At 67.9% G+C, this 26,360-nt stretch carries 23 protein-coding genes and 1 riboswitch; of the genes, 10 read left to right on the top strand and 13 right to left on the bottom strand.

From position 1 onward, the window contains the following. The first annotated feature begins 22 nt into the window (after positions 1 to 22). The 4 genes from ACT3S2_RS14380 (at position 23) to ACT3S2_RS14365 (ending at position 3,495) form a co-directional block, all read left to right on the top strand. A complete protein-coding gene (locus ACT3S2_RS14380) occupies positions 23 to 832 on the top strand; it encodes an enoyl-CoA hydratase/isomerase family protein (protein WP_444555218.1) in 810 nt (269 codons plus the stop codon). Between the two features lie 3 nt (positions 833 to 835). Further along, positions 836 to 1,660 (top strand): alpha/beta hydrolase family protein, encoded by an 825-nt coding sequence (locus tag ACT3S2_RS14375; protein ID WP_444555217.1) that lies wholly within the window; start codon positions 836 to 838, stop codon positions 1,658 to 1,660. Between the two features lie 82 nt (positions 1,661 to 1,742). Next, positions 1,743 to 2,657 (top strand): carbohydrate kinase family protein, encoded by a 915-nt coding sequence (locus tag ACT3S2_RS14370; protein WP_444555216.1) that lies wholly within the window; start codon positions 1,743 to 1,745, stop codon positions 2,655 to 2,657. Positions 2,658 to 2,685: 28 nt separating this feature from the next. Continuing rightward, complete coding sequence (locus tag ACT3S2_RS14365; protein WP_444555215.1) at positions 2,686 to 3,495, top strand: Cof-type HAD-IIB family hydrolase; 810 nt, start codon at positions 2,686 to 2,688, stop codon at positions 3,493 to 3,495. Between the two features lie 22 nt (positions 3,496 to 3,517). Here ACT3S2_RS14365 and ACT3S2_RS14360 read toward each other — a convergent pair whose 3' ends face one another. Then, a complete protein-coding gene (locus ACT3S2_RS14360) occupies positions 3,518 to 4,201 on the bottom strand; it encodes a nitrilase-related carbon-nitrogen hydrolase (protein ID WP_444561838.1) in 684 nt (227 codons plus the stop codon). Between the two features lie 32 nt (positions 4,202 to 4,233). On the opposite strand from ACT3S2_RS14360, the gene ACT3S2_RS14355 reads away from it, so the two are divergent. After that, positions 4,234 to 5,079 carry a glycerophosphodiester phosphodiesterase gene (locus ACT3S2_RS14355; protein ID WP_444555213.1) on the top strand — a complete coding sequence of 282 codons (846 nt, stop codon included), beginning with the start codon at positions 4,234 to 4,236 and terminating at the stop codon, positions 5,077 to 5,079. On the opposite strand, the gene ACT3S2_RS14350 is transcribed toward ACT3S2_RS14355, so the two are convergent. The 4 genes from ACT3S2_RS14350 to ACT3S2_RS14335 form a co-directional block, all read right to left on the bottom strand. Continuing rightward, complete coding sequence (locus ACT3S2_RS14350) at positions 5,076 to 6,074, bottom strand: phosphotransferase (RefSeq protein ID WP_444555212.1); 999 nt, start codon at positions 6,072 to 6,074, stop codon at positions 5,076 to 5,078. The two genes, ACT3S2_RS14355 and ACT3S2_RS14350, sit on opposite strands and share 4 nt — an antisense overlap. A gap of 9 nt (positions 6,075 to 6,083) precedes the next feature. Next, positions 6,084 to 7,400: a uracil-xanthine permease family protein gene (locus tag ACT3S2_RS14345; protein WP_444555211.1), complete on the bottom strand. Its 1,317-nt coding sequence runs from the start codon at positions 7,398 to 7,400 to the stop codon at positions 6,084 to 6,086. 121 nt (positions 7,401 to 7,521) lie between these two features. Next, on the bottom strand, positions 7,522 to 9,021 hold the full coding sequence (thiD, locus tag ACT3S2_RS14340; protein WP_444561837.1) for a bifunctional hydroxymethylpyrimidine kinase/phosphomethylpyrimidine kinase: 1,500 nt from the start codon (positions 9,019 to 9,021) through the stop codon (positions 7,522 to 7,524). Further along, a complete protein-coding gene (locus tag ACT3S2_RS14335) occupies positions 9,018 to 9,692 on the bottom strand; it encodes a thiamine phosphate synthase (protein ID WP_444561836.1) in 675 nt (224 codons plus the stop codon). Before ACT3S2_RS14335 ends, thiD begins: the two co-directional genes overlap by 4 nt. Positions 9,693 to 9,748: 56 nt before the next feature. Then, a riboswitch (TPP riboswitch) is annotated at positions 9,749 to 9,849 on the bottom strand. A 79-nt stretch (positions 9,850 to 9,928) separates the two neighbouring features. Between ACT3S2_RS14335 and ACT3S2_RS14330 the strand changes: the two genes are divergently transcribed. Then, a complete protein-coding gene (locus tag ACT3S2_RS14330) occupies positions 9,929 to 11,368 on the top strand; it encodes an aldehyde dehydrogenase family protein (protein ID WP_444555208.1) in 1,440 nt (479 codons plus the stop codon). Positions 11,369 to 11,473: 105 nt separating this feature from the next. On the opposite strand, the gene ACT3S2_RS14325 is transcribed toward ACT3S2_RS14330, so the two are convergent. The 7 genes from ACT3S2_RS14325 to ACT3S2_RS14295 all read right to left on the bottom strand — a co-directional run bounded on the left by ACT3S2_RS14325 (position 11,474) and on the right by ACT3S2_RS14295 (position 21,623). Continuing rightward, positions 11,474 to 12,388: a glycine betaine ABC transporter substrate-binding protein gene (locus ACT3S2_RS14325; RefSeq protein WP_444555207.1), complete on the bottom strand. Its 915-nt coding sequence runs from the start codon at positions 12,386 to 12,388 to the stop codon at positions 11,474 to 11,476. 45 nt (positions 12,389 to 12,433) lie between these two features. After that, a complete protein-coding gene (locus ACT3S2_RS14320) occupies positions 12,434 to 13,285 on the bottom strand; it encodes an ABC transporter permease (protein ID WP_444555206.1) in 852 nt (283 codons plus the stop codon). Continuing rightward, on the bottom strand, positions 13,286 to 14,575 hold the full coding sequence (locus ACT3S2_RS14315; protein WP_444555205.1) for a quaternary amine ABC transporter ATP-binding protein: 1,290 nt from the start codon (positions 14,573 to 14,575) through the stop codon (positions 13,286 to 13,288). Between the two features lie 316 nt (positions 14,576 to 14,891). Further along, positions 14,892 to 16,556 carry a phosphoglucomutase (alpha-D-glucose-1,6-bisphosphate-dependent) gene (pgm, locus tag ACT3S2_RS14310; RefSeq protein WP_444561835.1) on the bottom strand — a complete coding sequence of 555 codons (1,665 nt, stop codon included), beginning with the start codon at positions 16,554 to 16,556 and terminating at the stop codon, positions 14,892 to 14,894. A 109-nt stretch (positions 16,557 to 16,665) separates the two neighbouring features. Next, the gene (locus ACT3S2_RS14305) at positions 16,666 to 18,120 is read right to left on the bottom strand and encodes a peptide MFS transporter (protein WP_444555203.1); all 1,455 of its coding nucleotides are present in this window, start codon (positions 18,118 to 18,120) and stop codon (positions 16,666 to 16,668) included. Between the two features lie 63 nt (positions 18,121 to 18,183). Continuing rightward, the gene (locus ACT3S2_RS14300) at positions 18,184 to 19,593 is read right to left on the bottom strand and encodes an amidase (protein ID WP_444555202.1); all 1,410 of its coding nucleotides are present in this window, start codon (positions 19,591 to 19,593) and stop codon (positions 18,184 to 18,186) included. Continuing rightward, the gene (locus tag ACT3S2_RS14295; RefSeq protein ID WP_444555201.1) at positions 19,590 to 21,623 is read right to left on the bottom strand and encodes an ABC1 kinase family protein; all 2,034 of its coding nucleotides are present in this window, start codon (positions 21,621 to 21,623) and stop codon (positions 19,590 to 19,592) included. The genes ACT3S2_RS14300 and ACT3S2_RS14295 overlap by 4 nt, the downstream gene beginning before the upstream one ends. A 101-nt stretch (positions 21,624 to 21,724) precedes the next feature. Between ACT3S2_RS14295 and ACT3S2_RS14290 the strand changes: the two genes are divergently transcribed. Next, complete coding sequence (locus tag ACT3S2_RS14290) at positions 21,725 to 22,051, top strand: rhodanese-like domain-containing protein (RefSeq protein ID WP_444555200.1); 327 nt, start codon at positions 21,725 to 21,727, stop codon at positions 22,049 to 22,051. Beyond that, positions 22,048 to 22,983, top strand: coding sequence for a prephenate dehydratase (gene pheA, locus ACT3S2_RS14285; protein ID WP_444555199.1), 936 nt, complete (start codon positions 22,048 to 22,050; stop codon positions 22,981 to 22,983). Before ACT3S2_RS14290 ends, pheA begins: the two co-directional genes overlap by 4 nt. A gap of 16 nt (positions 22,984 to 22,999) precedes the next feature. On the opposite strand, the gene ACT3S2_RS14280 is transcribed toward pheA, so the two are convergent. Next, positions 23,000 to 24,052: a diacylglycerol/lipid kinase family protein gene (locus tag ACT3S2_RS14280; RefSeq protein WP_444555198.1), complete on the bottom strand. Its 1,053-nt coding sequence runs from the start codon at positions 24,050 to 24,052 to the stop codon at positions 23,000 to 23,002. A 40-nt stretch (positions 24,053 to 24,092) separates the two neighbouring features. Between ACT3S2_RS14280 and serS the strand changes: the two genes are divergently transcribed. Together serS and ACT3S2_RS14270 are read left to right on the top strand one after the other, a co-directional pair. Then, on the top strand, positions 24,093 to 25,379 hold the full coding sequence (serS, locus tag ACT3S2_RS14275; RefSeq protein ID WP_444555197.1) for a serine--tRNA ligase: 1,287 nt from the start codon (positions 24,093 to 24,095) through the stop codon (positions 25,377 to 25,379). A gap of 148 nt (positions 25,380 to 25,527) precedes the next feature. Continuing rightward, positions 25,528 to 26,360 (top strand): HAD family hydrolase (locus ACT3S2_RS14270; protein ID WP_444561834.1); only part of this gene is annotated, 833 nt, incomplete at its 3' end.

Genomic DNA, 26,360 nt, shown 5'->3' with positions numbered 1-26,360 from the left:
GACGACCCGGAAGGAAGCACACATGGATTTCGGTAGCTACGAGACGCTACTTCTCGAAACGGACGGCTCCGCACTGGTGGTGACCGTGAACCGCCCGGAGGCCATGAACGCCCTGGCCTCGGCAGTGGTCGAGGACCTTTTGGCCTTGACGGAAAAACTCGCGGCCGTGGGCATCGACGCCCAATGGCCCATTCGCGGCATCATCCTCACCGGGGCCGGCGAGAAGGCCTTCGTCGCCGGGGCCGACATCCGTGAAATGACCTCGATGAGCTCCGATGCCGCCGAGGCCTACGCCCGGCAGATGCATACGGTGACCACCCGGCTCGAGGCCCTGCCCGTTCCGGTCATCGCCGCCGTCAACGGGTTCGCCCTCGGCGGCGGGTGCGAACTCGCGCTGGCCTGCGATTTCATCTACGCCGGGGCCCGCGCCAGCTTCGGGCAGCCGGAAGTCAATCTGGGCCTGGTCCCCGGATTCGGCGGTTCGGTGCGCCTGCAGCAGCGGGTCGGCCTCGGCCACGCCCGCGAACTCATCTACACCGGACGCCGGATCAAGGTCGACGAGGCCCTGCGGATCGGCCTGGCCAACGCCGTGTTCGACGACGCCGAGGCCCTGCTGGCCGGCGCGAAGGCCACCGTGGAGGAAATCGCGGCCAAGGCCCCCACCTCGGTCGACAACACCAAGCGGGCCCTGAACCGGATCAACGGCCTCCCCGTGGCCGCAGGGCTGGAGGCGGAAGTGGACAGCTTCCGTGAGGCCTTCGCGACCGAGGACTCGGTCGTCGGGCGGGCCGCCTTCCTGGCCAAGGAGACCCCCGACTTCCCGGGGCGCTGAGCCATGGCAGCCAACGACGCGGCGACGGCCGGGCGCGCCCCGGATTCGGTCCACCACTACGGGCCGAATCCGAGCCAGTATGCCGAACTGTATGTGCCCGAGGAGAGGCGCCTGCCCGGGGTCATCGTCATCATCCACGGTGGATTCTGGCGCGATACCTACGACGCGTCGCTCGGGCACCCCCTCGCCGCCGACCTGGTCCGGCGGGGCTGGGTCGTCTGGAACCTGGAATACCGGCGGACCACCGAGGGCGCAGAAACGGGCCCTGATACCGGGGGGTGGCCCCGGACCTTCGAGGATGTTTCCGCCGGCATCGATGCGCTGGGCCCGGCGCTGGCCACGGCGGGACTGGAACAGGGCCACGTCGTCGTCCTGGGCCATTCGGCCGGAGGCCATCTCGGGGCCTGGGCCGCCGGACGGCATAAGCTGCCCGCCGGGGCGCCGGGAGCGGATCCGGCGGTGACGGTCGATGGCGTGGTCAGCCAGGCGGGGGTGCTGGAATTGTGGATGGCGAATTGGCTCAAACTCAGCCATTCGGCGGCCGTGAAGCTCATGGGAGCCACCTCGGAGGAGGACCCGCGGCGGTGGCAGCTGGCCGATCCGGTACGGATGCTGCCCATCGGGGTCCCGGTCATCGCCGTGCACGGAAAATCCGATGCGGATGTCCCCTCGGCCCTGTCGCGGGCCTATACCGACTCGGCACGGGCCCAGGGCGATCCGGCGCGGATGGTCTTCACGACCGGCGACCACCAGGCGATGATCACCCCCGGGACCCCGGCATGGGATGCTTGTCTGGTGGCCTTGGCCGAATTGGCCGTTCCTGCCTAGCAGGGTCAGGCGACGGCGCACGGGAACACCGTCCGGTGGGGCGTCTTGAGGCATCCACCGAGAGCAAAGGTAAGGTTGAGTAGTGCTGACTGTTATGGGCGAAGCCCTCGTTGACGTGCTGTCCGGCGGCATCGCCGCGCCCCAGGCCTATGTCGGGGGCAGCCCGATGAACGTGGCGGTGGGACTCGCACGGCTGGGCCACCCCGTGTCCTTCGTCGGACGCTACGGCGATGATGAATACGGGGCCATGATCCACGAGCACCTGCGCTCCAACGACGTGCAGGAGGTCCTCCCCGCCGATGGGTTGCCGACCTCCACCGCCCGCGGCACCCTGGATCCGGTCGGGGCGGCCAGCTACGAATTCGACATGGTCTGGGACCTGTCGGCCTTCGACCCGGCATCCTCCGACGTCCTGGCCGATAGCCAGCTGCTGCATACCGGCTCGATCGCCACCGTCCTGGAGCCCGGGGCCGGAACCGTCAGGGCCGCCGTCGAACGAGCCCGACCGCATGCGACGATCTCCTACGACCCCAATGTGCGGCCCAGTTTCGTCACCAATCATTCCCAGGCGATCGAGGACGTCGAACGCTTCGTCGCCCTCAGCGATGTGGTGCGGGCCAGTGACTCCGATCTGGCCTGGCTCTACCCCGAGCGCAGCGTTGAGGAGACCGCGCACGCCTGGCTCGAACTCGGTCCGGCCATGGTAGTGGCCACCTACGGCTCCGGCGGCCCGTGGGGCGTGGTCGCCGCCGGGGAGGCGCGGACCCAGGCCCCGGTCGTCGATGTCGCCGACACCGTGGGGGCCGGTGACTCGTTCATGGCGGCCCTGCTGTCCACGCTCGTGGACCGCGGGCTGGTCGGGGCGGCGCACCGGGAATCCCTGCGCGGGCTTTCGGTCGGCCAGCTCGAGGAGATCCTGGACTATGCCGCCCGGGCCGCGGCGATCACCGTGTCCCGCGCCGGCGCGAACCCTCCGCGCCGCGACGAGATCTCCTGACCGATCCACCGATGAGCCAGGAACATCCATGCGACTGATCGCCAGCGACCTCGACGGGACGATCCTGCACGCGGACGAGACCATTTCCGCGCGGACGGTCCAGGCCTTCGCAGCGGCCCGGCAAGCAGGGATCCATGTCGTCTTCGTGACCGGGCGGCCCTTCCGCTGGCTGAGCCCCGTGCAACGCGCGCTGGGCCATCTGGGGACGGTCATCTGCTCCAATGGCGCCCTGGTCTACGACCTCGAGGGCGAACGGATCCTGGGCAGCCACCAGGTCCCCGGCCCGGCGGTCGGCGAGGTCCGCCGGCGCATCCAGGCCCTCGAGCCCGCAGCGACCTTCGCCGCGGAGACCTTATCGGGGCTCCTGCTCGAACCCGGATTCCTCCAGGCCGGGGAAGCGGCCCGCTTGCCCGTCATGGCCGAGGCGCCCTTCGACGTGGGCCGTCTGGAAGCCGAAGGCGTGGTGAAACTACTCGCCAAGACCTCCGCCTATGAGGCCGAGGCCTTCCAATCACTGGTGGAACCCGAGGTCGCCGATTTGGTTTCGGTGACCCATTCGGCCCCCGGCGTCTCGCTGCTGGAAATGTCCCATCCCGGGGTCAACAAGGCGGTCACCCTGGCCGAGTATGCCGCGGAACTCGGGGTCACCGCCGCCGAGGTCGTGGCCTTCGGAGACATGCCCAATGACGTGCAGATGCTCGCATGGGCCGGCCGGGGTTACGCGATGGAGTCGGGGCATGCACTGGCGAAGGCCGCGGCGGGGCGCACCACTGCCTCGCTGCAGGAGGATGGGGTCGCCCAGGTCATCGAACGCCTGCTCTCCGGGGAGCCGCTCTAGGGAAGGCTCCGCAGCGGTCGGCTCAGGAGCCGATGTCGGAGGGATGCGTCGGCTCCGGGCCGGACCACCAGGAATCGGGGATCCTGGGCAAGGGGCGCAACAGCGCCTCGGGCAGGGGCCCCGATTGCGGGAACGGCACCCCCGTGTTCTTCGCCGACCACTGGCCGGCGGGCACGACGGCCGCCTCGCAGGTCCCGGCCTCATTCAGGACCAGGAGGGTCCGGACCCCGTGGTCGCGTAGGTAATAGCCCACCGATGGATCCCGGGCATCGGCGGAAAAGAGCAGGGCCACCGGCGAGTCCACGCCCGACACGGAATATACCGCTTCAGGAATAATCGGTGGGGCTCCCTCCCATCCGCAGAAGCCGCGGGCCACCTGCCAGTCGGCCAGATGACGTTTGCGGGTGTGGGCCACCAGGGCCCCATGGGCATCCCACCAGTGGGCCCCGACGAAGATCCTGTCCCCGGTCGCCTCAACGGTGGAGGCCACCAATCCCACCCCCGAGGTCGCCGCCACGCCGCGCAGCCTCTCGCGTAGGATCGCGGAGCCGGTGCCTGCCTCGGCGGTGACGAAGAGTTCCGGGGTGAGCAGCAGGGAGGCACCGGCCTGGGCGGCCGTGTCGGCCCAGACGCGGAGGCGCTCGAAGTTGTCCTCCGGGTCCGGCCCGGGGGCGGCGCAGGCATGGTGTACTTTCGCTGCCCCCACCGGGGACCTCCTTGGACGGTAGAGTCGGCACTGTGAGAACTCGTCAAGCGCGCAGGTTCCCCTACCTGCATCCTACTGGTGGCCCCGCCCGGCAGGGAGGCCCGTTGGCCTTTGCCCATCGTGGTGAGGCACTGACCGGGGGTGAGAACACCATGGAGGCCTTCGCGGCGGCGGTGGAGCGCGGCTTCGGTTACCTGGAACTGGATGTGCACACCACCCGGGACGGTGTGGTGGTCGTCTTCCACGACGAGGAGCTCGAACGGGTCAGCGACGGCCGGGGGGCGGTCGCCGACCACGATCATGCCGATATCGCCGCCCTGCGCGTCTCGGGACGCCGGATCCCCCGTTTCGAGGACGTGCTCGCCGCCTGGTCGGACGTCAGGTTGAACGTTGATATCAAGGACGAGGCCTCGGTGGGCCCGTTCGCCGCACTGGTCAACAAATATGCGGCCCACGACCGGGTGCTGGTGGCTTCGTTCTCGGACGCCCGGCGCCACCGGGTGCTGCGTCTGCTGGATGCCCCCGCGGCATCAAGCCCGGGGTTGGTGACCAGCGCACTGGCCGTCCTGTTGGGCAAGGTCGGGCTGTTCGCGCTGCTGCGCCCGCGGCTTCGCGGGGTCGCCGCCCTGCAGGTTCCCGAACGCCAGGGGCGACTGCGCGTGGTCACCCCGCGTTTCCTGGCCCAAGCCCACCGCGAGGGCATCCAGGTGCACGTCTGGGTGGTCAACGAGCGGGAGGACATGGACCGGCTGATCGACCTGGGTGTGGATGGGATCATGACCGACCGGGCGGATGTCCTGGCCGCGGCCCTGGAGGCCCGCGGGTTCTGGCCCCAGCGTGAAGCCGCAGATAAGAAACCTGCGGATCCAGGCTCCTAGAGGGTCAGGGGGGTGACCAGCTCGGCCAAGGGCCGTAGGGCCTGGACCGCATAGTGTTCCATATCGGCCTCGCTGGCTCCGGCGAGCATCGCCAGCCACGTCCCGTGGGACTGCAGCTTCCCCAGCCGCAAGGCGGGTTCGACGAGCCGCTCGAGCTCGGCCGGGGTGCCGTATTCCTCCCACTCCTGCAGGTAGGCGGCCACCGCCCGGCGGATCCGTGGATCGGAGGGCGTGGTCTTCAGCTCCTTGGACATCGTGGCCAGGGGAACCGCCAACGTGGAAAACGGGTGGGCCCAGTACGCGTCCCCGAGGTCGATGAAACGCAACGGTTCCTCGCTGGAGGCCGGCAGGAAGACGTTGTTGCGATGCAGGTCGTTGTGGTCCAGCGACAAGGGCACCGCGGCGTCGGCCAGGAAACCGCACATATCACGCACCGGGCCGAGCTGGTCGTCCAGTTCCTCGGCATCGCGGGCCGGAAGATGCAAGGGGTGCCCGGTGGGCAGGGAGGCGTGGAACATGACCTGGTCATCGATGTATCCGGGCATATGCCGGGGATCGAATTGGGTCAGACCCGCATCGAAGAGCGTGTCACCGTGGGGGAGGAGGGTCTTCTGCAGGCGGGCGACATTGCGCAGGATCCGCTCCCAGAGCTGGTGGTCGGTGCTGGGGATCCTGGCCATCGTCTCCCCGTAGTCGGGGGAGATCATCCAGCCGCGCATCGGCTCCACGGCCAGCGGCATGACCAGCTGATCGGGGGCCAGCCCCGCGGCCGCCCGGGTGACGGCGACTTCGGCCTGTTGGCCGGGGTTGATGGCCTTGACGTACAAGGTGCCGTGATCGGTGGGGACGAGGACCTGGGTGGACCATAAGTGGATCGGCCCGCGTTCGAGCGGGCCGGTGCGGCGCAGGTCGTAGGCGTCGAGCACCATCGAGACCCAGCCTTCGATCTCCTCGAGCCAGTCCTCGGTACCCCAATAGTCATTCCAGTGCGCCACGGGCCGATCCTAGCCGAGTTTGCTCGGTGTCGCGCCGGTGTACTCCGGGGCGTCGGTGGGCTCGGTGCCACGGACCCGGGCGATGGTGCGCATCCCGTGGTAGATCACCACGGTGGCCACCGTGCCCAGGGCGATGCCGCCGAACTGCATGGTCCCCACGGTGATGGTCGGGTCGGCGATGGCGATGATCAGTCCGGTCCCGGCGGTCATGAGGTTGATCGGGTTGGAGAAGTTGACCTGGTTCTGCACCCAGAGCCGGGCACCGATGATGCCGATCATCCCGTAGAGGACGATTCCCGCCCCGCCACTGACCCCGGCGGGGATCGAGGAGATGGCGGCACCGAACTTCGGCAGGAACGCCAGCAGCATGGCGGTCGCCGCGGCCACCCAGTAGGCGGCCGTGGAGTAGACGCGGGAGGAGGCCATGACCCCGATGTTCTCCGCATAGGTCGTCGTGCCCGAACCGCCACCGAAGCCGGCGACGATGCTGGCGATGCCGTCGCCCATCAGGGCCCGGCCGTTGACGTCGTCCAGGTCCCTGCGGGTCATCAGCGCCACGGTCTTGACATGGCCGATGTTCTCGGCGACAAGGACGAAGACGACCGGGAGGAACAGGGCCAGGGTGTCCAGGTGGAATTCGGGGAACGCGAAGGGCGGCAGGCCCAGCCACCCGGCCTCGTTGACGGCGGTGAAGTCGATCTGATGCTGGGCCAGGGCGATCAGGTAGCCGACGATGATCCCCACCAGGATCGACAAGCGCCCCAGCAGGCCACGGAAGAGGACCGCGGTGAAGACGATGGCGGCGACGGTGGAGAATGTGGTCAGCGGGACCGACTCGATGGCCTCGGTGGTCGATCCGGCCAGATTCAGTCCGATGAGCGCGACGATCGTGCCCATGACCACCGGAGGCATCAGGGCGTGGATCCACCCGGTGCCCGATTTCTGCACCACCAGCCCGATGATGAACAGGGCCGCACCGGAGAAGACGACGCCGCCCAGGGCCCCGGCGAAACCATGTCCCGACATGGCGGCGGTCACCGGGGCGATGAACGCGAAGGAGGAGCCCAGGTAGCTGGGTACCCGGCCGGCGGTGATGAGCAGGAACAGCATGGTCCCGACCCCGGAGAAGAACAAGGTGGAGGTGACCGGGAAGCCGGTCAGCGCCGGTACCAGCACGGTGGATCCGAACATGGCCATCACGTGTTGGACGCCGATGCCGGTGGTCTGGAACCAGTTCAGCCGTTCATCGGGGGCCACCACGGTGCCGGGTCGAATCGTTGTGCCGTCGCCGTGGACCGTCCAGCCGAAGCCGGGGAAATTGCTCATGGGTGTCCTCCATCGGGGCCCTGCGGGTTGGTGGGGCCTCACCGGTGCGGGGCCCCACGGAATCCTACCGCCCCCGACCCCGGGGCGGCGGGGTCGGGCCCCCTGCCGGGGTGCGCCGGCATCAGCCGATGGCCGCCACCGGCATGGGGAGGGAGGCCGATCGCGGGGCGGCGTCTTCGGGGGTCTGGGCGAAGAAGGACAATTCCTGCCGGCTCGATTCGTCGAAGGCGCGACGCATCCCGGCCAGGGTGGTGGAACCCGCCCGCAAGGCCACCTTCTGGACCAGCGCGATGGCCTCGCTGGTGGCTTCGTCGAACTCGGGGGAGGAGTAGGCGGCGAGCCAGTCGGCATAGGGGTGGCCCGGGTGGGCCGCGGCGGCCAGCCGCTGGCCGATGTCCTGGTAGAGCCAATAACAGGGCAGGATGGCCGCCACGAGCTTGGGATAGGAATCGCCGGAGGCCACCAGGTGGTTCAGGTAGGCCGAGGTGGTGGGGCTGGGTTCCGGATCGGGGGCATCTCCGAGCCGGTGCAGATGTAGATTCGCCTCCTCCTCGAGGGCGCCGACGGCCCCGGAAGCCCAGAACTGCTGCTCTTCGCGGTTCGGCGCCAACTCGGCGGCACGGGAGAGGACCCGGGAGTAGGTCCGCAGGTACAAGGAATCCTGGGCCAGATAGAAGTGGAAGTCCTCCGAGGGCAGGGTCCCGTCCCGCAGCGCACGGATGAACGGCAGATCGTCGATCCCCGAACGCAGCGGTGCCAGATCGTTCCACCAGGTGCCCAGCAAGGCCCCCGTCGTCGGGAACGCCGCACCGTCCCAGAGCGCCCCGAAATGATTCACCGGACCATGTCCTTCGCCGACCTCGAGTTCATCGGCACGGTGCAGGGCGCCTTCAAGCCACCCGCGGGCCAGCCGCAGGGCATCCCCCCAGTCCCCGCAGCGGGCCCACAGGGTAGCCAGCGCCGCGGAGAGCGAGCACCCGGTCCCATGGGTGTTCGGGGTGTCGATGCGGTCACCCTCCACGGCAGCCATGACGCCGTCGGGGCCCACGAGGGCATCCGGGCACCGGCTGCCGGTGAGGTGGCCGCCCTTGGCCAGGACCAGGACAGAATACCGCCTCGCGAGCCGGGCTGCCTGGTCCAGGACGTCGTCCCATCGGGTGCCGACCGGCTCCTCGAGCAGTGCCGCCAATTCCGCGGTGTTCGGGGTCAGGACATCGGCCCACGGGAGCAGCCGACGCAGGGCCTCCTCGGCGTCGTGCTCCAATAAGCGGTCCCCGGACGTGGAGATCAGCACCGGGTCCACCACGACGGTGGTGCCCGGGCGGGTACCCAGCCAGGCGGTGGTGGCTTCGATGACCTCGGCGGAGGCCAGCATGCCGATCTTCACCGCATCGATCCGGATATCGGCGGCGACCGTCTCAAGTTGCCGGGTGAGGAATTCCGCCGGAGGGGTATGGACCCCGGTGACCCCCCGGGTGTTCTGGGCGGTCAGTGCGGTGATCGCCGCCATCCCGTAGCCACCGCAGGCGGCAATCGATTTCAGGTCGGCCTGGATCCCGGCCCCGCCGGAGGGGTCGGCCCCGGCGATGGACAGGATGTTGGGGGTGTTCGGGGCGCTCATGCGGTCTCCGTTCGTGCTGCCCGGGTCCATTCCTGAACCAGGGCGGCAGCAGAGTCCCGGGGTTCGGCGGCGGAGCAGATGGCCCGCACGACGGCCATGCCGATGGCCCCGGCGGTGTGCGCGTCCGCGGCGTCGCCGGAGCCCAGCCCGCCGATCGCCACGCAGGGCAGCGGGGCCCGGGAGATCAACGAGGCCAGGCCGGGGAACCCCAGCGGGGTCGGGTGGTCCTTCTTGGTGGGCGTGGCCCGGACGGCCCCGGTGCCCAGATAGTCGATGGTGCCTGCCGGCAGTTCCGCTACTGCCGCGAAGTGGTCCTCGGTGCTGGCGCTGAGCCCCAGCACGGCATCGGGTCCGATGAGGGACCGGACGAGTTCGGCGGGCAGGTCCTTCTGGCCGATATGGACCCCGTCCACGCGGATCCCTGCCGCACGGGCCGCCAGGTAGACGTCCACCCGGTCGTTGAGCAGCAGCAGGGCCCGGCCCGCGGTGTGTTCGGCGCAGGCGGCCGCCTCGGCCAGGAATTCGCGGGCGGACAGGTCCTTGCAGCGCAGCTGGATGGTCCCGACCCTCGCGGCGACGGCCTCGGCCACGATGGTGGCCAAGGGCCGTCCGGCCGTGCTGGTGGAGTTGGCGACGAGGTAGATCCCGCTTCCGGGAACCGGCGCGCTCATGCGAGCACCGCCTCAACAAAGCAGTCGGTGGGTGAATGGGCCAAGGTGGGCGCATGTTGGTGCATGGGCGACATCCCTCCGCTAGTACGAACTAGATCAGGTTCTTGCCGGGTGTGCTCTCAGTCCGCGCCGGTGGCGGACACCCCGTGTCAGTGATCGTGAGCCTACAGTCCCCCACTGGGGGCGGCAAACCCACCGGCTGCCCCGCCGGCGGTGTCCACGTTAGTGTCGTACCCATGGCCATGAACCGACGTTCCCGTCCCCCAGCAGTTTCCGCGCCCGTCGTGCCGGCGGGCCCCGACGCCGAACTCCCGGCCACCGCGGCCCGCCGGCTGCGTGATGCCGCCGACTCCCGGCTGGCCCACCCCCGCAGGTTCCGCAGCGCCCAGCTCAAGGCACTCGAACGGCTGATCCAGGATCAAGAACAGACCCTATGTGACGCGTTGATGACGGATCTGGGTAAACCGGCGGCCGAATCCCGGCTGACCGAACTGGATCGGGTGAAGGCCGAAATCGATCATGCCCTGTTGCACCTGGGCGACTGGATGGCGGATGAGGCGGTGAAGGTCCCGCTGTCGCTGCAACCGGCGTCGGCCCGCGTCCAGGCGCGTCCGTTGGGCATGGTCCTGGTGATCGCCCCCTGGAACTATCCGGTCCTGTTGCTGCTCGGCCCGCTGGTCGGTGCCCTGGCGGCAGGGAACACGGTGATCCTCAAACCCTCCGAACTGGCTCCGGCCACCTCGGCGGTCATGGCCGCCCTCATCCCGCAGTACCTGGATCGGCGCGCTGTCGCGGTCCTGGAGGGTGCCGCGGAGACGACGAGCGAACTTCTGGAGATGGACTTCGACCACATCTTCTACACCGGAGGCGAACGGGTCGGGAAGATCGTGGCCCGGGCCGCGGCGGAAACGCTGACCCCGGTGACCCTGGAACTGGGCGGGAAGAGTCCGGCGGTGGTCGCCGACGGGAACTTCCCCGCCATCGCCCGGCGGTTGGCCCACGGGAAGTTCATGAATGCCGGACAGACCTGTGTCGCCCCGGACTACGTCCTGGCGGTCGGGGCCACGGCGGCGGCCGAACTGGAAAAGCAGCTGCCCAAGGCCATCGGCGCGTTCTATGGGAAGGACCCCTCGGGCAGCAAGGACTATGGGCGGATCATCAACGCCTCGCACTTCGAACGTCTGGAATCCTATCTGGGGCAGGGACGGGTGGTGGCCGGGGGGACCAGCGACGCGGAGGCGAGGTACATCGCCCCCACGGTCCTGGCTGACGTCGACCCGGCGGCCCCGGTGATGACGGAGGAGATTTTCGGTCCGATCCTGCCGATCATCCAGGTCGACCGCTTCGATGATGCGGTGCGGTTCATCAACTCCCGCCCCTCACCGCTGGCCGCCTACCTGTTCAGCGAACGCCCGCGCCTGCACACCTCCTTCGAGGACCAGGTGCGGGCCGGGGCGATCGCCCATAATGTGTGCAGCATGCACCTGGCGGTCCCCGCGCTGCCCTTCGGCGGGGTGGGGGCCTCGGGGACGGGGAACTACCACGGCAAATTCGGGTTCGATACCTTCAGCCAGCAACGTCCGGTGCTGTCCAAGACCGCGATGCTCGATACGTTGCGGGCCGTCTACCCGCCCTTCGGCTGGGCCAAGCGGAAGATCATGCGTTCGATCGGCTGATCCGCCCGGCCGAGTGCCCCGACAGACGAAGGGCCCGGACCGCATTCAATGCGGTCCGGGCCCTTCGCTACGGTCGGTGCCATGGCACCTGCCGATGGATCGTGGCTACTTCTCGGTCAGCGAATCCACGTAGTCCTGGTTCTCGGAGATCCACTTGTCGACGATCGGTCCGTAGTCATCGGTGTCCGTGTCGTTGAACATGGCGTTCTCCAGGGAGAACAGGTGGTCATCGTCGATCGTGAAGTCGTTCAACCACTCGGTCAGTCCCGGGTAGGTGTCGGCGAAGTCGGCGTTGCCGTAGGAGGTGATGGTTTCCGCGTCGCCCATGGCACCCTTGGGATCCTTCAGATCCTTGATCGGGAACTCGTCGTAGGCCCAGTGCGGGCGCCACAGGGTGACGACGATGTCCTCATCGGCGTCCGTGGCCTTCTTCAGCTGGGCCAGCATGGCCGGGGTGGAGGAGGTCTTGAAGTCCATCTTCTCCAGGCCGTAGTCCGGGATGGCCGCCTTTTCGGTGGTGTCGGTCAGCCCGGCGCCCGGGTCGATGCCATAGATCGTGTTGCCGAACTTGTCGGCATTGGCCGCCAGGTCCTCGAGCGAATCGATCGGGGCGTCTTCGTTGACCGCGATGGTCAGCTTGGCATCGTCGTACCAGGTGCCCAGCTTGGTCATGTCGTCGCCGTACTTCTTCAAGTACTTCTTGTGCGTCAGCGGCATCCAGACGTCCATGGTCAGGTCCAGGTCACCGGAGGCGACACCGGCGAAGACCGGGCCGGCATCGGCGTCGGTGAGTTCGACGTCGTAGCCCTTCTTGTCCAGGATCTGCTTCCAGAGGTTGGACACGGCCACGCCTTCGTCCCAGCCGGCCATGACGCCGATGTTCAGCGCGGCCTGGTCGCCGTTCTCAGGCGAGTCGGGGACCTCGGATTCGCTGCTTCCGGTGTCGCCGCTGCCGCAGGCGGTCAGCGCGAGGGCCGCCGTGGCGGCGATCCCCATCATTGATGCGAATTTCCTTTGCATTGTTCATTTCCTTTCTTCGCGCCCCGCCAGCGGGGCGTAGGGTCGTTAGCCGTTTTTCGCCGGCACGTTGGATTGGCCCAGGGAGGCGGTGATGCGGTCCAGGAAGATGGCCAGAATGACCACCGACAGACCTGATTCGACACCCAGGGGAGTGTTCAGGGTCGTCAGGGAGGCGTAGACATCCTTGCCGAGACCACCGGCGCCGACCATGCCGGCGATGACCACCATGGACAGGGAGAGCATGATGACCTGGTTGATGCCGGCCATGATGGTCGGCAGCGCCAGCGGGATCTGGATCTGGCGCAGGATGCGTCCCGGGGAGGCGCCGAAGGCCTGGCCGGCCTCGACGACCTCGGTATCGACGCTGCGGATCCCCAATTCGGTGAAGCGGGTGCCCGGCGCCATGCCGAACACGATCGTGGCCACGATTCCGGGGACGACGCCGATCCCCAACAGCAGGATCGCCGGGACCAGGTAGACGAAGGCAGGCATGGTTTGCAGGAAGTCCAGGATCGGCTTGACGACCGCCGAAACGATCTTGGATTTGGCGGTGAGGATGCCCAGCGGAACACTGATGATCACCGCGACGATGCTGGCCACCAGGACCAGCGACAGGGTCTCCATCGAGTGCTCCCACTGGTTCATCCCGTAGATCAACAGCAGTCCGATGACCGTACCGATGGCCATCTTCCAACTGCGCAGGAGCCAGGCCAGCAGGGCCAGCACGAGGATGACGACCCAGAACGGCGGAGCGGTGAGGATCCACGCCAGCCCGTCGTACCAGTTCTGGAAGAAGGACTTGATGAGGTTGAAGAGCCCGCCGAGGTTGGCGATGAACCAGTTGAGGACCACTTCGCCCCAGTGGCCGACGGGAATGCGGAATAGCTGATCGGTCATTTAGAGGGCACCTCCTTCGTCGTCGGATGCAGCCGCGGGGGCATCGGTGTCTTCCGGCTGGTCGGCGGCGACCACCGGGACGCTGCTGGTGGTCGAGGGGACGTTGCCCAGCGCGGAGAGGAGGGTGGCGCGGGCGATGGCGCCGATGAGCCGGCCCTCGTCGTCGACGACCGGCAGGGGTACCGGCGACTCCACGGAGCGGCCGAACAGGTCGTTCAGCGCCGTCTCGGCGGTGACCGGGTCATTGCCGACGGTGATGATTTCTTCCAGGTCGGTACCTCCGCGTTCGAGCAGGCCCATCACCTCGCGGTCGCGGACGGCTCCGAGCAGCTTGCGCTGCCGGTCCAGCACGAAGGCGGCCGAGGTCTGCAGTTCGCGCATGGTCCGCAACGCATTGCGGGCACCACCGGAGAGGTTGACGACGGAACGCGGGGTCTCCATGACCGTTCCGGCGGTGAGCACCCGGGTCCTGTCGACGTCGCGCACGAAGGCTGAGACGTAGTCGTTCGCCGGGCGGGTGAGGATGTCGTCGGGGGTGCCGATCTGGACGATCTCCCCGTCGCGCATGACCGCGATCCGGTCCCCGAGGAACATGGCCTCGTTCAGGTCGTGGGTGATGAAGACGATCGTCTTGCCGAGTTCGGCCTGCAGTGAGGCCAACTGCTCCTGCATATCGCGACGGATCAGCGGGTCGAGTGCCGAGAAGGCCTCGTCCATCAGCAGGATGTCGGTTTCGGAGGCCAGGGCGCGGGCCAGGCCCACACGCTGCTGCATGCCGCCGGAGAGTTCGCTGGGGTATTTATCGCCCCACCCCTTGAGTCCCACGACGTCCAGGATCTTCTGGGCCCGGGTGGTGCGCTCCTGCTTCGAGATGCCCTGGATCTCCAGCGCGTAGGCTGCGTTCTGCATCACGGTGCGGTGGGGCAGCAGGGCGAAGTGCTGGAAGACCATGGAGATGTGCTTCTGGCGGACCTGGCGCAACTTCTTGGCCGAGACCTTGGCGATATCGGTGTCACCGACGACCACCGAGCCGCTGGTCATGGGCCAGAGCCCGTTGAGCATGCGGATCAGCGTCGACTTGCCCGAGCCCGACAGGCCCATGACGACGAAGATCTCGCCGGGCTTGACGTCGAAGCTCGCGTCGATGACGGCGGCCGTTCCCAAGGAAGCGACCTCCTGGCGGGTTTTTCCGTTCTTCAGGAGTTTGACGGCCTCGTTGCCCCGACGGCCGAAGACCTTGTACGCATTCGAGACGCGTAGCGCAGGTTGCCCTGTGTCAGTAGTGTTCACGTTTTCCCGTCCACGGCCTGGGTCCGGGTGGAGGCAGACCGATTTTTCGGCGACCCGCCCCGACAGCTAATCCCGCGGGTGCCTTCAACGGCGGTGTCCCACGGGTCGAGATGAAAGGGCGAGTAATTGGCTTTCAGCCTTAACGCTAACAAGAGGATGTTCGCCTGCAGCCGAAAACCAGCCTTTGACCGGGCTTACACCGACCCGTTGGTCAAGTGCATCCCTTGTGGGACAAGGGATGGAGCGAAGTTATGGCATTGTAACGGAAGGGGTTGTCAAAATCTCCGCAAACGAGTGGTTTTCATCATTTCGACGGTCAAGAGGCCGAACCGATGATCGCGTCGACCAGGGCCTTCGCCTCCCGTTGGACCTGATGCAGGTGATCATCTCCGGTGAAGGACTCGGCATAGATCTTGTAGACATCCTCGGTGCCCGAGGGGCGGGCGGCGAACCAGGCGTTCTCGGTGGTGACCTTCAGCCCGCCGATGGCCGCATCGTTTCCCGGAGCCTCGGTCAGCCGGGCGGTGATCGGTTCCCCGGCGAGGGTGTCGGCGGTGACATCGGCGGCGGACAGGCGGCCCAGGGCCGTCTTCTGTTCGCGGGTGGCCGGTGCGTCGATGCGTGCATACGACGGCGCACCGAAGGCCTCAGTCAGCCGCCGGTAGTGCGTGCTGGGCGAGGAGCCGGTCACGGCCTGGATCTCGGAGGCGAGCAACCCCAGCAGGATCCCGTCCTTGTCGGTGGTCCACGGCGACCCGTCGAAGCGCACGAAGCTCGCTCCGGCGGATTCCTCGCCGCCGAAGACCCCGGTTCCGTCCAGCAGGCCCGGAACGAACCATTTGAAGCCCACCGGCACCTCGACCAGTTCGCGGCCGAGGGAGGCGGCCACCCGGTCGATCATCGAGGAGCTGACCAGGGTCTTGCCGACTCCGGCCCCGGCCGGCCACTGCGGGCGGTTCCGGTACAGGTAGTCGATGGCCACCGCGAGGAAATGGTTCGGGTTCATCAGACCCGCATCGGGGGTCACGATGCCGTGGCGGTCGGCGTCGGCGTCGTTGCCGGTGGCGATGTCGAAGTCGGCGCCGCCGTCGCGTACCGCCGAGATGAGCCCGGCCATGGCGAAGGGGGAGGAGCAGTCCATGCGGATCTTCTCATCCCAGTCCAGGGTCATGAAGGCCCAGCGAGGATCGACTGCTGGGTTGATCACCGTCAGGTCCAGCCGGTGGCGTTCGGCGATGGCCCCCCAGTAGTCGACCGAGGCCCCGCCCATCGGATCGGCGCCGATGCGTACGCCGGCGCCGCGGATGGCTTCCAGGTCCAGCACGGAAGGTAGCGCGTCCACGTAGGCGGCCATGAAGTCGTGGGCCCCCAGGTTCGCCGCCCCGCGGGTCCTGGCCAGCGGGATCCGCTTGACCCCCGACAGGTTCGAAGCCAACAGCTCGTTGGCGCGTCCGGCGATCCAGGAGGTGGCCTCCGAATCGGCGGGTCCGCCGTGCGGTGGGTTGTATTTGAACCCGCCGTCGGTGGGCGGGTTATGCGAGGGGGTGATGACGATCCCGTCGGCGCGTCCGGTCCCGCCGGACAAGAGCCGGTTGTGGGTGAGGATCGCATGGCTCAGCGCCGGGGTGGGCGTCCACCGGCCCCGTGCGTCGACCCGGACGTCCACGTCATTGGCGACCAGGACCTCCACTGCGGTGTCCTGGGCGGGATCCGAGAGGGCATGGGTGTCCTTGCCCAGGAACAACGGACCGGAGATGCCCTGGGAGGCGCGGTACTCGACGATGGCCTGGGTGATGGCCAGGATGTGGCGTTCGTTGAAGGAACCCTCCAACGACCGGCCGCGGTGGCCGGAGGTGCCGAAGGCCACCCGCTGGGCGGGATCTTGCGGATCGGGAATCCGGTCGAAGTAGGCCGACCGCACGGCATCGACGTCGATCAGGTCCTGGGGCAGCGCGGTGGTTCCCGCTCGGGTTTCGGCCATGGATACAGCTAACCAGATGAACCACGGAAAAGCCCCGGCCCGCGGAAATGAATCCGGGGCCGGGGCTCGGGGCCAAGGCGGTGGGGCCGCCGGCAGGGGTGTGCGTCGGCTACTTCACGCCGGACATCAGCTTCTTGATCGGCTTGACCGCGAGCATCAGGGCCACGCCCAGCACGATGGCGGTGACTCCGAGGGTCAGGAAGTACGGAATCTCGTTGCCCTTGGTGTAGAAGCCGGCCAGGATGCCCGCCAGGGTGGTGCCCAGGGAGACCGAGAGGTAGAACAGGGCCACCATCTGGGTGGTGAACACGACCGGTGCCAGCTTGGTGGCCACCGACAGTCCGATGGGGCTGAGCAGCAGTTCGGCCATGGTGAACAGGAAGAGGATCCCGGCCAGGGCGAGCAGGGGGGTCTTCTCCAACGAGTTCAGGGGGATGAAGACCAGGAACGCTATGCCCATGATGATCAGCGCGCCACTGAACTTCAACGCCGTCGAGGGTTGCTTGTCACCCATCTTCGTCCAGATTCCGGCGAAGACCGCGGCGAAGACGATGATGAAGACCGGGTTGATCGACTGCGTCCAGCTCGGAGGCATGGTCCAACCGAAGAGGTTGCGGTCAAGCCGTTCCTCGGAATAGACGGCAATGAAGGTGAACTGCTGCTGGAACAGGGCCCAGAAGGCCGCCGAGGCGATGTAGAGCGGGATGAACGCGGTCACCCGGCGCCGTTCGATCTCATTGACGTTCTTCGAGGACAGGATCACCACGAAGTAGATGATGCTCGCTGCCACGACGATGATGGCGATCATGGTGGCCAGGTTGTCCGCATGCACCAGGCCGGTGGTCAGCAGGACGATGATGACCGCCAGTCCGATGACGGCGCCGATCCCGTAGCGCAGGCGCTGCTTGGGCGGCAGCGGGTCGGTCACATGGTGGGTTTCCTCGGGCAGGTTCTTGCGGCCGAAGGCGTAGATGGCCAGGCCCAGTGCCATGCCGATGGCGGCGAGACCGAAGCCGTAGTGGAAGCCCAGGCGGGTCTGCAGCAACCCGGTGAGCAGTGGCCCGACCAGGGCGCCGATGTTCACACCCATGTAGAAGATCGAGAAGCCGGCATCGCGGCGGGGGTCCTTCTCCGTGTACAGCGAACCGACCAGCGAACTGGCGGTGGCCTTCAACCCACCCGAACCCAGGGCCACCAGCAGCAGGCCGATGGTCAACCCGACGACGCCGGGCAGGGCCGCCAGGGCGATGTGCCCGAGCATGATCATGATGCCGGTGTAGAACAGCACCTTCTCGGAGCCCAGGAGTCGGTCGGCGATCCAGGCCCCGAAGATGGTGCTGAGGTAGACGGTGCCGCCGTAGGCGCCGACCAGGCTCAGGGACAGCCCCTGATCCAGTCCCAAGCCGCCCTTGGAGACCTCGAAATACATGTAGTAGGCCAGGATGCCTTGCATCCCGTAGAACGAGAAGCGTTCCCACATTTCGACGCTGAAGAGGTTGAACAGCATCCGTGGGTGGCCGAAGAAGGTCTTTTCGGCCGTTTCCTGCGGAGATTGAGTGGTCATTTTCAATATTTTGCGCCTGTGTGGGCTGAAACGCCTAGTTATGTGAACCAGGTCACGGTTTGATCACGTGGTCATGATCCGGGCCCCGAGGGCCAGCAGGTCGGCCTCCGACCCGTGCGCGCCGATCAGCTGGACGCCCATCGAGAGTCCCGAGGCCGTCCGGGAGGTGGGGACCGTCAGGGCCGGGACCCCGGCGACGTTCACGATCGACGTGTAGGGGGTGTAGCGGCACTGCAGCTCGTAATCGAGGTCGGCGTCGTGGGTGGTGAACCATCCGATCGGCCGCGGGGTCAGGGCCATGGCCGGGGTCAGGACGGCGTCGTAGTGCCCCCATTGGGCCCGGCAGTCCTCGGCGATCCGGACCAGGATGGCCGCTGCGGCGTATTTATCCGCATCACTGCGTCCGATCGCCCGGGCGCGGAAGGTGCGGGTGAGTTCGGTCAGTACCGGGGCCGCGGCCTCGGGGAGGTCTGATTCGGCCAGTCCGGCGGTCCAGATGGCTTGGAAGGCCTCGGGGAAGCGGTTGTCGTAGCGGATGTCCGCCTCCTCGACCCGGTGCCCGGCGGCCTCGAGCTTCGAGATCCCCGCCTGGAAGGCCGTCTCGGCTTCGGGATCCAGTGCGACCTCGTAGCGGCGGTCGAAGGGCGAGGAGCGGCTCACCCCGATCCGCAGGGCCCGCCCGTGGGCCGGTTCGGCGCGCCGGGCGGCCTCGCGGTAGCCGGTGGACCCGGTCAGCGAATCCATGAGTAGTCCGGCGTCCTCGGCGCTGCGGGCCAGCGGGCCGGACACCACGAACCGTGGTGCCCCGAACCGGTCGACCCGGCCGTTGGCCAGATCGGAGGCGATGGTGCCCAGCCCCGGTTTCAGTCCGATGAGCCCGCAGGCCGATGCCGGGATGCGGACCGAACCCCCGCCGTCGTTCCCCGGGGCGAATGGCAGCAGCCGCGCGGCGACGGCGGCGGCACTGCCCCCCGAGGACCCGCCGGCGGAGCGGGTCGGATCCAGCGGGTTGCGGGCCGGGGCGGCGATGAGGTTCTCCGAATAGCAATTCAAGCCGAATTCGGGGATTTGCGTCTTGCCCAGGGACAGTGCCCCGTCGGTGCGCAGCCGGGCGACCAGCGGACTGTCCTGGGTCGCGGGGGATGAGGGCACCGCCGCGCTGCCGAAGGTCGTGGGGGTGCCCTCCACGTCCCAGAGGTCCTTATAGGCCACCGGCATCCCGTGCAAAGGCGGGAGGGCCCGGCCTTCGCCGCGGGCCCGCACGCCCTCGGCATCGGCGGCATCGGCGGCGTCCAGCGCCTGCTCGGCGGTGATGGTGATGAAACTGCCCAGCCGGGGATTGGCCTCCTCGATCCGGGACAGGAAGTGTTCGGCCGCCTGCCGGGCCGAGAGTTCCCCGCTGGTGAGCAGACGGCCCAGTTCGACGGCGGTGAGATCGTGCAGTTCGGTGCCTGGAGCATCGGGGTGGGTCATCGGTTCGCCTTCCGGGAGTCGTATTCGTCGTCTCGGTCGCGCTGGAAGACCAGCACCACCGAGCGCAGGGCCAGGATGAAGCCCATGAACAGCAGGATGTAGCCGAAGAACGCGTGCATCCTGATGCTTTCGGTCAGGAAGGGCCCGGATTCGGTGGTGATCAGGACGATCGCCGCCAGGGTCGCGGCGCCGGCCAGCAGGGCCACGACCACCTGTTGGACCAGCCGGTTCAGGAACCCGCGGTCGGCCGGGTGGGCGAGCACGCGCACGTTCACCGACAAACGCCCCTCTTCGACGTCCTCGGTGATCTTATTGAGCCGCCGGGGCCACTCGCGCAGCGTCGGCAGCAAGGACATGGCCTGGATCTCGAGCTGATCGCGCAAGGATCCGGGACTGAAATGGGAGCCGATGATCTTCCGGCCGGCTTCCCGCGCGGCGGCGACCACGTTCAGACCGGGTTCGATCAGCATCAGGGTCCCCTCCAAGGCCCCCAACGCCCGCAGTGCCGCCGCGACCTGGGTGGGCACGGAGAAGCCGTTGCGGACGATCAGCGAGAACAACGCGGTGAACATCTCCGAGCCGCCCTGGCCGCCGAACCCGTGGCGGTACCGCACCAGCAGCTGGCCCAGTGCGCGTTCGAAACCGCGTTCGTCGAAATCCTCGGGCCGGTCCAGCAGCCCCAGCAGGGCATCGGTGGCCAACTGGTTGTCGTTCTTGTCGATGGCGAACAGCAGCAGGTTCAAGGACTGTTGGCTGGCCGGGTCCAACCGCCCCACTGCCCCGAAGTCCAGCAGGGCGAGTCCGCCGTCGCCGGTGATGAAGATGTTTCCCGGGTGCAGGTCGGCGTGGAAGACACCGTCGCCGGAGATCTGATGCAGGGTGGCGTTGAGCAGCTCCTCGGCCAGGGCCCGGCGCCGTCCGGGTTCCATCGTGGCCAAGGTCGCCTCGGCCGAGCCCACCGGGTGTCCGTCGAGCTCATCCATCACCAGCAGCCGGGGGCCGCTGAATTCGGTGTGCACCCGGGGGACGGTGATCCGGAAGCCCCGCAAGGAGGTCTCGATGGCCAACATGTTCTCCGCCTCGATGCGGTAGTTCAATTCCTCGCTCAACGATTCGGAGAAGCCCCGGGCCAGGGAGGCCACGCCCAAGCGGCGGGCCCACGGGGCCGAGCGGCCCAGCCAGTCGGCGATCTGCACCACGATGGCGCGGTCGCGTTCGACCTGCACGAGTGCGGAAGGGCGCTGGACCTTGATGACCACCGCGGTCCCGTCGTGCAGGGTCGCCCGGTGGACCTGCGCGACGGACGCGGAGGCCAGGGGTTCGTGCTCGATCGTGGCGAAAGCCTCCTCGGGTGAACGGCCCAGGCTCCGGGCCATCGCGGCTTCCACCACCGGCCAGGGCTCGGGGGTGGCTTGGGTCTGCAGATGGGACAGTTCTCGGATATAGGGCTCGGAGAGCAGGTCGCGCCGGGTGGAGAGCATTTGCCCGAGCTTGACGAACGTCACCCCGGCCTCATTCAACGCCTCGCGCAGCGAGCGTGCGGTCTGTTCCTGCCGGGCATCGGCGTGACGGCGGTTCAGGCCGCGGGCCTGGGCGAGCAAGCCATGCCGCACGGCGATCCGCATCACCTGGACATAGCGGGCGCTCTGCGACCTGCGGGTCCTCCACCCGGTGAACAAGCGGATGGGGGAGGGCAGGGTCCCGGTGGGAAAGGTGATTTCCAGGACCATCAGCAGGGCGACGCCCAGGGCGAAGATCCAGATCAGGGCCAGCGCGGCGAACATCAGGGCGACCACGGGAGAGACCTGCAACTGGGTGTCGTCGGGGACGTAGGCCGCCCGGAAAAGGTAGCGCACCACGAAACTGAGGCCCACGGACATGAGCAGGCCCACCGCAATGGAGCGGGGCCAGCCCACGGGGACCCCCAGGACCCTGCGGGAGACCCCCGCGACGATCCACGCCTGGAGGATCAGGAAGAGGGCACCGAGCAGGACCGTCACCGTCCATCCCACGCCGTCAAGTGCCGTCATTCCGGCATTCGGATCCATATCAGCCCTTCATGATTCGGGGTGGCGGTCCCTCCCCACTATAGGCTGGGGATCGACGCAGGAAACCGTTGAAAGGATTAACGATGAGCGAGTTCGAAACCGTGGAAGTCGCCGGCGTTCCGGCCGGGGCCAAGGTCCTGGACGTCCGTGAAGACTACGAATGGGCGGAGGGCCACGCGGCGGGGGCCGTGCACATCCCCATGGGTGAGATCCCGCAGCGCCTGGAGGAACTGGATCCGGACGAGGACACCTATGTCATCTGCCGCACCGGGGGGCGTTCGGCCCAGATTGCCGGGTGGCTCGTCGGGCAGGGGTATTCGGCCCTGAACATCGCCGGCGGCAGTGGTGCCTGGCTCGAGGCGGGTCTGCCGATGAAGAGCGAGAACGGCCAGGATCCCACCGTCCGATGAACTACACCTACCTGGGCCCTGCGGGGACCTTCACCGAGCAGGCGCTCCTGCAGGTCCCCGGGGTCCGGGACGGGCGGCGGGTCTCCTCCACGAGTGTGAACCTGGCCCTGCAACGCGTCAGGGACGGGGCCTCAGATGCTGCCATGGTGCCCATCGAGAACTCCGTCGAAGGAGGCGTCTCGGCGACCCTGGATGCCATCGCCGGCGGGGGCGCCCTGCAGATCGTGCGCGAGGTCCTGGTGCCCATCAGCTTCGATCTGGTCGCCCGGGAAGGCATCACCTCGCTGGATCAGATCCACACCGTGTCCACGCATGGGCACGCCATCGCCCAATGCCGTGGCTGGGTCCAGGAGCATCTGCCCGACGCCGAATTCGTGCCGGCCTCCTCCACGGCGGCCGGGGCGTTGGGGCTGCTTGATCCGGACTGCCGGTACGACGCGGCGATCTGCTCGCCGCTGGTGCTGGAACAGAACGACCTGAAATTGATGCACCGCGGCGTCGAGGACAACACCGGCGCCGTCACCCGGTTCGTGCTGGTCACCCGGCCCGGGCCGGTCCCGGAGCCCAGCGGCAACGACAAGACGACGGTGGTCATCCCGCTGCCCGAGGACCATCCGGGGGCCCTGATGGAGATCCTCGGCCAATTCGCCGCCCGCGGGGTCAACTTGAGCCGCATCGAATCCCGTCCCACGGGGGAGGGGCTGGGGTCCTACTTCTTCTCCATCGACGTCGAAGGCCACCTTTCCGAGGCCCGGGTGGCGGACGCCTTGGCGGGCCTGCACCGGATCAGCCCGCAGATCCGCTTCCTCGGCTCCTACGCCAACGCCAACGGTGTCAGCGGACCCGCACCGACCCCGGCCCGGCACAACACCGATGAGGCCTTCACGCAGGCGCATGCCTGGGTGGGGAAACTGCTGGCCCCCCCGCAATAGGTCCGATCCGCCGGGATCAGACGGTCGGGACCCTGACCTTCAAGGCCATCGGCAGGTTTGTCACGGTCACGGCGGTGATCATCCCGGTGGTGTCCCCGTCGAGCTGCGACCCGATTTCCTCCAGCGAGGCGATGTGGATCCGCCGGGCCTGGAAATATTCGATGACCGGGATCGCCCGGCGGTGCCGCAAGGCCGTCTTCGCCGCGATCCACGCCCAGCCCATGGCCGAACGCGGGCTCATGACCACCAGGTCCAGGACCCCGTCGTCGATCTTGGCATCCGGGACGAAGTCCAGTCCCGCCTGCAGCTTGCCGACGTTGGCGAAGATCAGCGAACGGATCTCCCGGTGGATGGGTTCCTCGTCGTCCAGGGTGATCGTCACCGGACGCCGTTTGCCCGGCAGATGGCGCATTCCGGCTTCGGCATAGGCCAGCGGGCCGACCATCGCCTTCAGGTCGGCCCGGGTGTCGGCCATCATCTCGGCGTCGGTCCCGACCCCGGCCATGACCAGGAAGACATGGGTGTCGATGGTGCCGTCCGCCCGTTCCAGCTCCATCCGGGCGGCGTCGATGCCGCGGGTCCGCCCCTGCAGGGCGGTGTGGACGCAGGAGCCGATGTCCTCGACATCGAAACCGAGGTTGCGGGCCAACAGGTTCCCGGTGCCCAACGGCAGGATCGCCAGGGAGGCCCCGGTTCCGGCCAGCACCTCGGCGACCGCCCGGACGGTCCCGTCGCCGCCGGCCACGATGACCACATCGCATCCGGCGTCCAGGGCCTGCCGGGCCATGCCGTACCCCGGGTCCTCCGCAGTGGTCTCCAGGACCAGGGGCTCGTCCATGCCGGTGGAAGCCCAGGCCAGCATGAGGGCCGACCGGACCGAATCGGCGTTGTTCTTGGTCGGGTTGATCACCAGGGCGCTGCGGGCGGTGAGGGCCAGGGCCTCGGAAACCACCGGGGTGGAGGCGATGCCCCGGACCTTGACCCGGAGCCGGCCCACGGCGACCAGGCTGGCCGCGGCGATGAGCAGGGCGACGATGACGAGGAGGAGGGAAAGATACTCGATGGGCATGATGCTCCATACGATAGCGGGGATTCGGTAACCTGTAGTGGTGATCGATGTTAAAGAGCTCGTAGAGAACCCCGTAGCCTTCCGTGCCTCCCAGCGATTCCGCGGGGCCGACGAATCAGTGGTGGACCGGATCATTGCGGCGGATTCGTCCCGCCGCACCGCGATCACCAGTTTCGAGAACCTACGCGCCGAGCAGAACGCGTTCGGGAAGAAGGTCGCTGCGGCGAAGGGCGAGGAGAAGACCGCGCTGCTGGCCGAGGTCAAGGAGCTGGCGGCTCGAGTCAAAGCAGAACAGGCGACCGCCGACGCCGCGGCCCAGGAGCTGCTGGCCCTGCAGCGGTCGGTACCCAACCTCATCCAGGAGGGTGCCCCGGCCGGCGGGGAGGATGATTTCAGTGTCATCAAGACCGTCGGGACCCCCCGCGATTTCGGCCCCGAGGGATTCGCCCCGCGCGACCACCTGGAGCTGGGTGAACTGCTGGGGGCCATCGACATGGAACGGGGGGCCAAGGTCTCCGGTTCGCGCTTCTACTTCCTCAAGGGCGTCGGGGCCCGGCTGGAGATCGCGCTGATGAACATGGCGCTGGACCAGGCCATCGCCCAGGGCTTCATCCCGATGATCACCCCCACGCTCGTCCGCCCCGAAACCATGCAGGGCACCGGCTTCGACGTCGAGCACGACGACGAGATCTACCGGCTCGAACGAGACGACCTGTACCTGACCGGCACCTCGGAGGTCGCGCTCGCCGGCTACCACGCCGACGAGATCCTGGACCTCTCCGCCGGGCCGTCCCGCTACGCCGGCTGGTCCACCTGCTATCGGCGTGAAGCCGGTTCCGCGGGCAAGGACACGCGCGGGATCATCCGGGTGCACCAGTTCAACAAGCTGGAGATGTTCATCTACTGCCCCATCGAGGAGGCGGCCGCCGAACACCAGCGGCTGCTGGCCTGGGAGGAGGAGATGCTGGCCAAGGTCGAACTTCCCTACCGGGTCATCGATACCGCGGCGGGCGATCTGGGCATGAGCGCGGCGCGTAAATTCGATTGCGAGGCCTGGGTCCCCACGCAGGAGGACTACCGTGAGCTGACCTCCACCTCGAACTGCACCACGTTCCAGGCCCGCCGCCTGAACATCCGTGAGCGCACCACCGATGCCGACGGAAAGCCGGGCAAGACCCGATCGGTGGCCACGCTGAACGGCACCCTGGCCACCACCCGGTGGATCGTGGCGATCCTGGAGCACCACCAGAACGCCGACGGTTCGGTCACCGTCCCGGCGGCACTTCGCCCCTACCTGGGCGGAATGGAAGTCCTGCCGGTCCTCTGACCCGCAGCGCAGCCGGCCACCGGTGCCCCCGCCCCGCGGCGGGGGCACCGGTGCGTCGAGCGCAGGTTCCCTGATCGTCACCGGATGTTCACCCGACACCGCGGATGGGGCCCTATCCAACCATCGCCGGTGATGATTGGCTAGAGTCATGACCATGATTACGAATACCGGCATCGAAGACCGGGTAATGACCACCCAACCGAAGATGGTGTGCCTGGACGTCGACGGCACCCTCGTGGACCACTACGGGCACATGTCCGACACCGTGAAGGAAGCCGCCCGCGACATCGTGGCGGCAGGACACGAGGTGATCGTCTCCACCGGACGCTCGCTGGGGGCCACCTTGCCCATCGTCCAGCTGCTGGGCATCACCTCCGGCTACGCCGTCTGCAGCAACGGCGGCCTCACCGTGCGGATCGACACCTCCGTGTCCCCGGGCTACGAAGTGATCGACCGCAGGACCTTCGACCCGGCGCCGGCCCTGCGGGCGCTGCGGAACGCCCTGCCGACCGCCAAGTACGCCCTCGAAAGCGACCAGGGGGACTTCCTGGCCACCGAACGCTTCCAGGACGCCAGCTTCGGGGTCCGGGCGAAGGCGGTGACGTTCGAACAGATGATGGAAGCCACCGCGGTGCGTCTGGTCGTCTTCTCCAGCGACGATTCCTCCGAGGACTTCGTCGAAGCCGTCCAGACGATCGGCCTGCAGGGGGTCGCCTACTCCGTGGGGTGGACGGCCTGGCTGGACATCGCCGCCGAAGGCATCACCAAGGCCAGCGCCATCGAGGCGCTACGGGGCGAACTCGGTTTCGAGGTCCAGCACACCGTGGCCGTCGGGGACGGGCGCAACGACATCGAGATGCTCGGGTGGGCCGGACGGGGAGTGGCCATGGGCCAGGCCCCCGACGAGGTCAAGGCGGCCGCCGACGAGGTCACCACGACCGTCGACGAGGACGGCCTGGCGAACGTGCTGCGCAGACTCCT

Origin of the sequence: Arthrobacter sp. AOP36-A1-22 (assembly GCF_052377615.1) — a bacterium.
Lineage (GTDB): Bacteria > Actinomycetota > Actinomycetes > Actinomycetales > Micrococcaceae > Arthrobacter_H.
The sequence above is the reverse complement of the archived record's forward strand: the minus strand, read 5'-3'. Positions and strand labels throughout refer to the sequence as shown.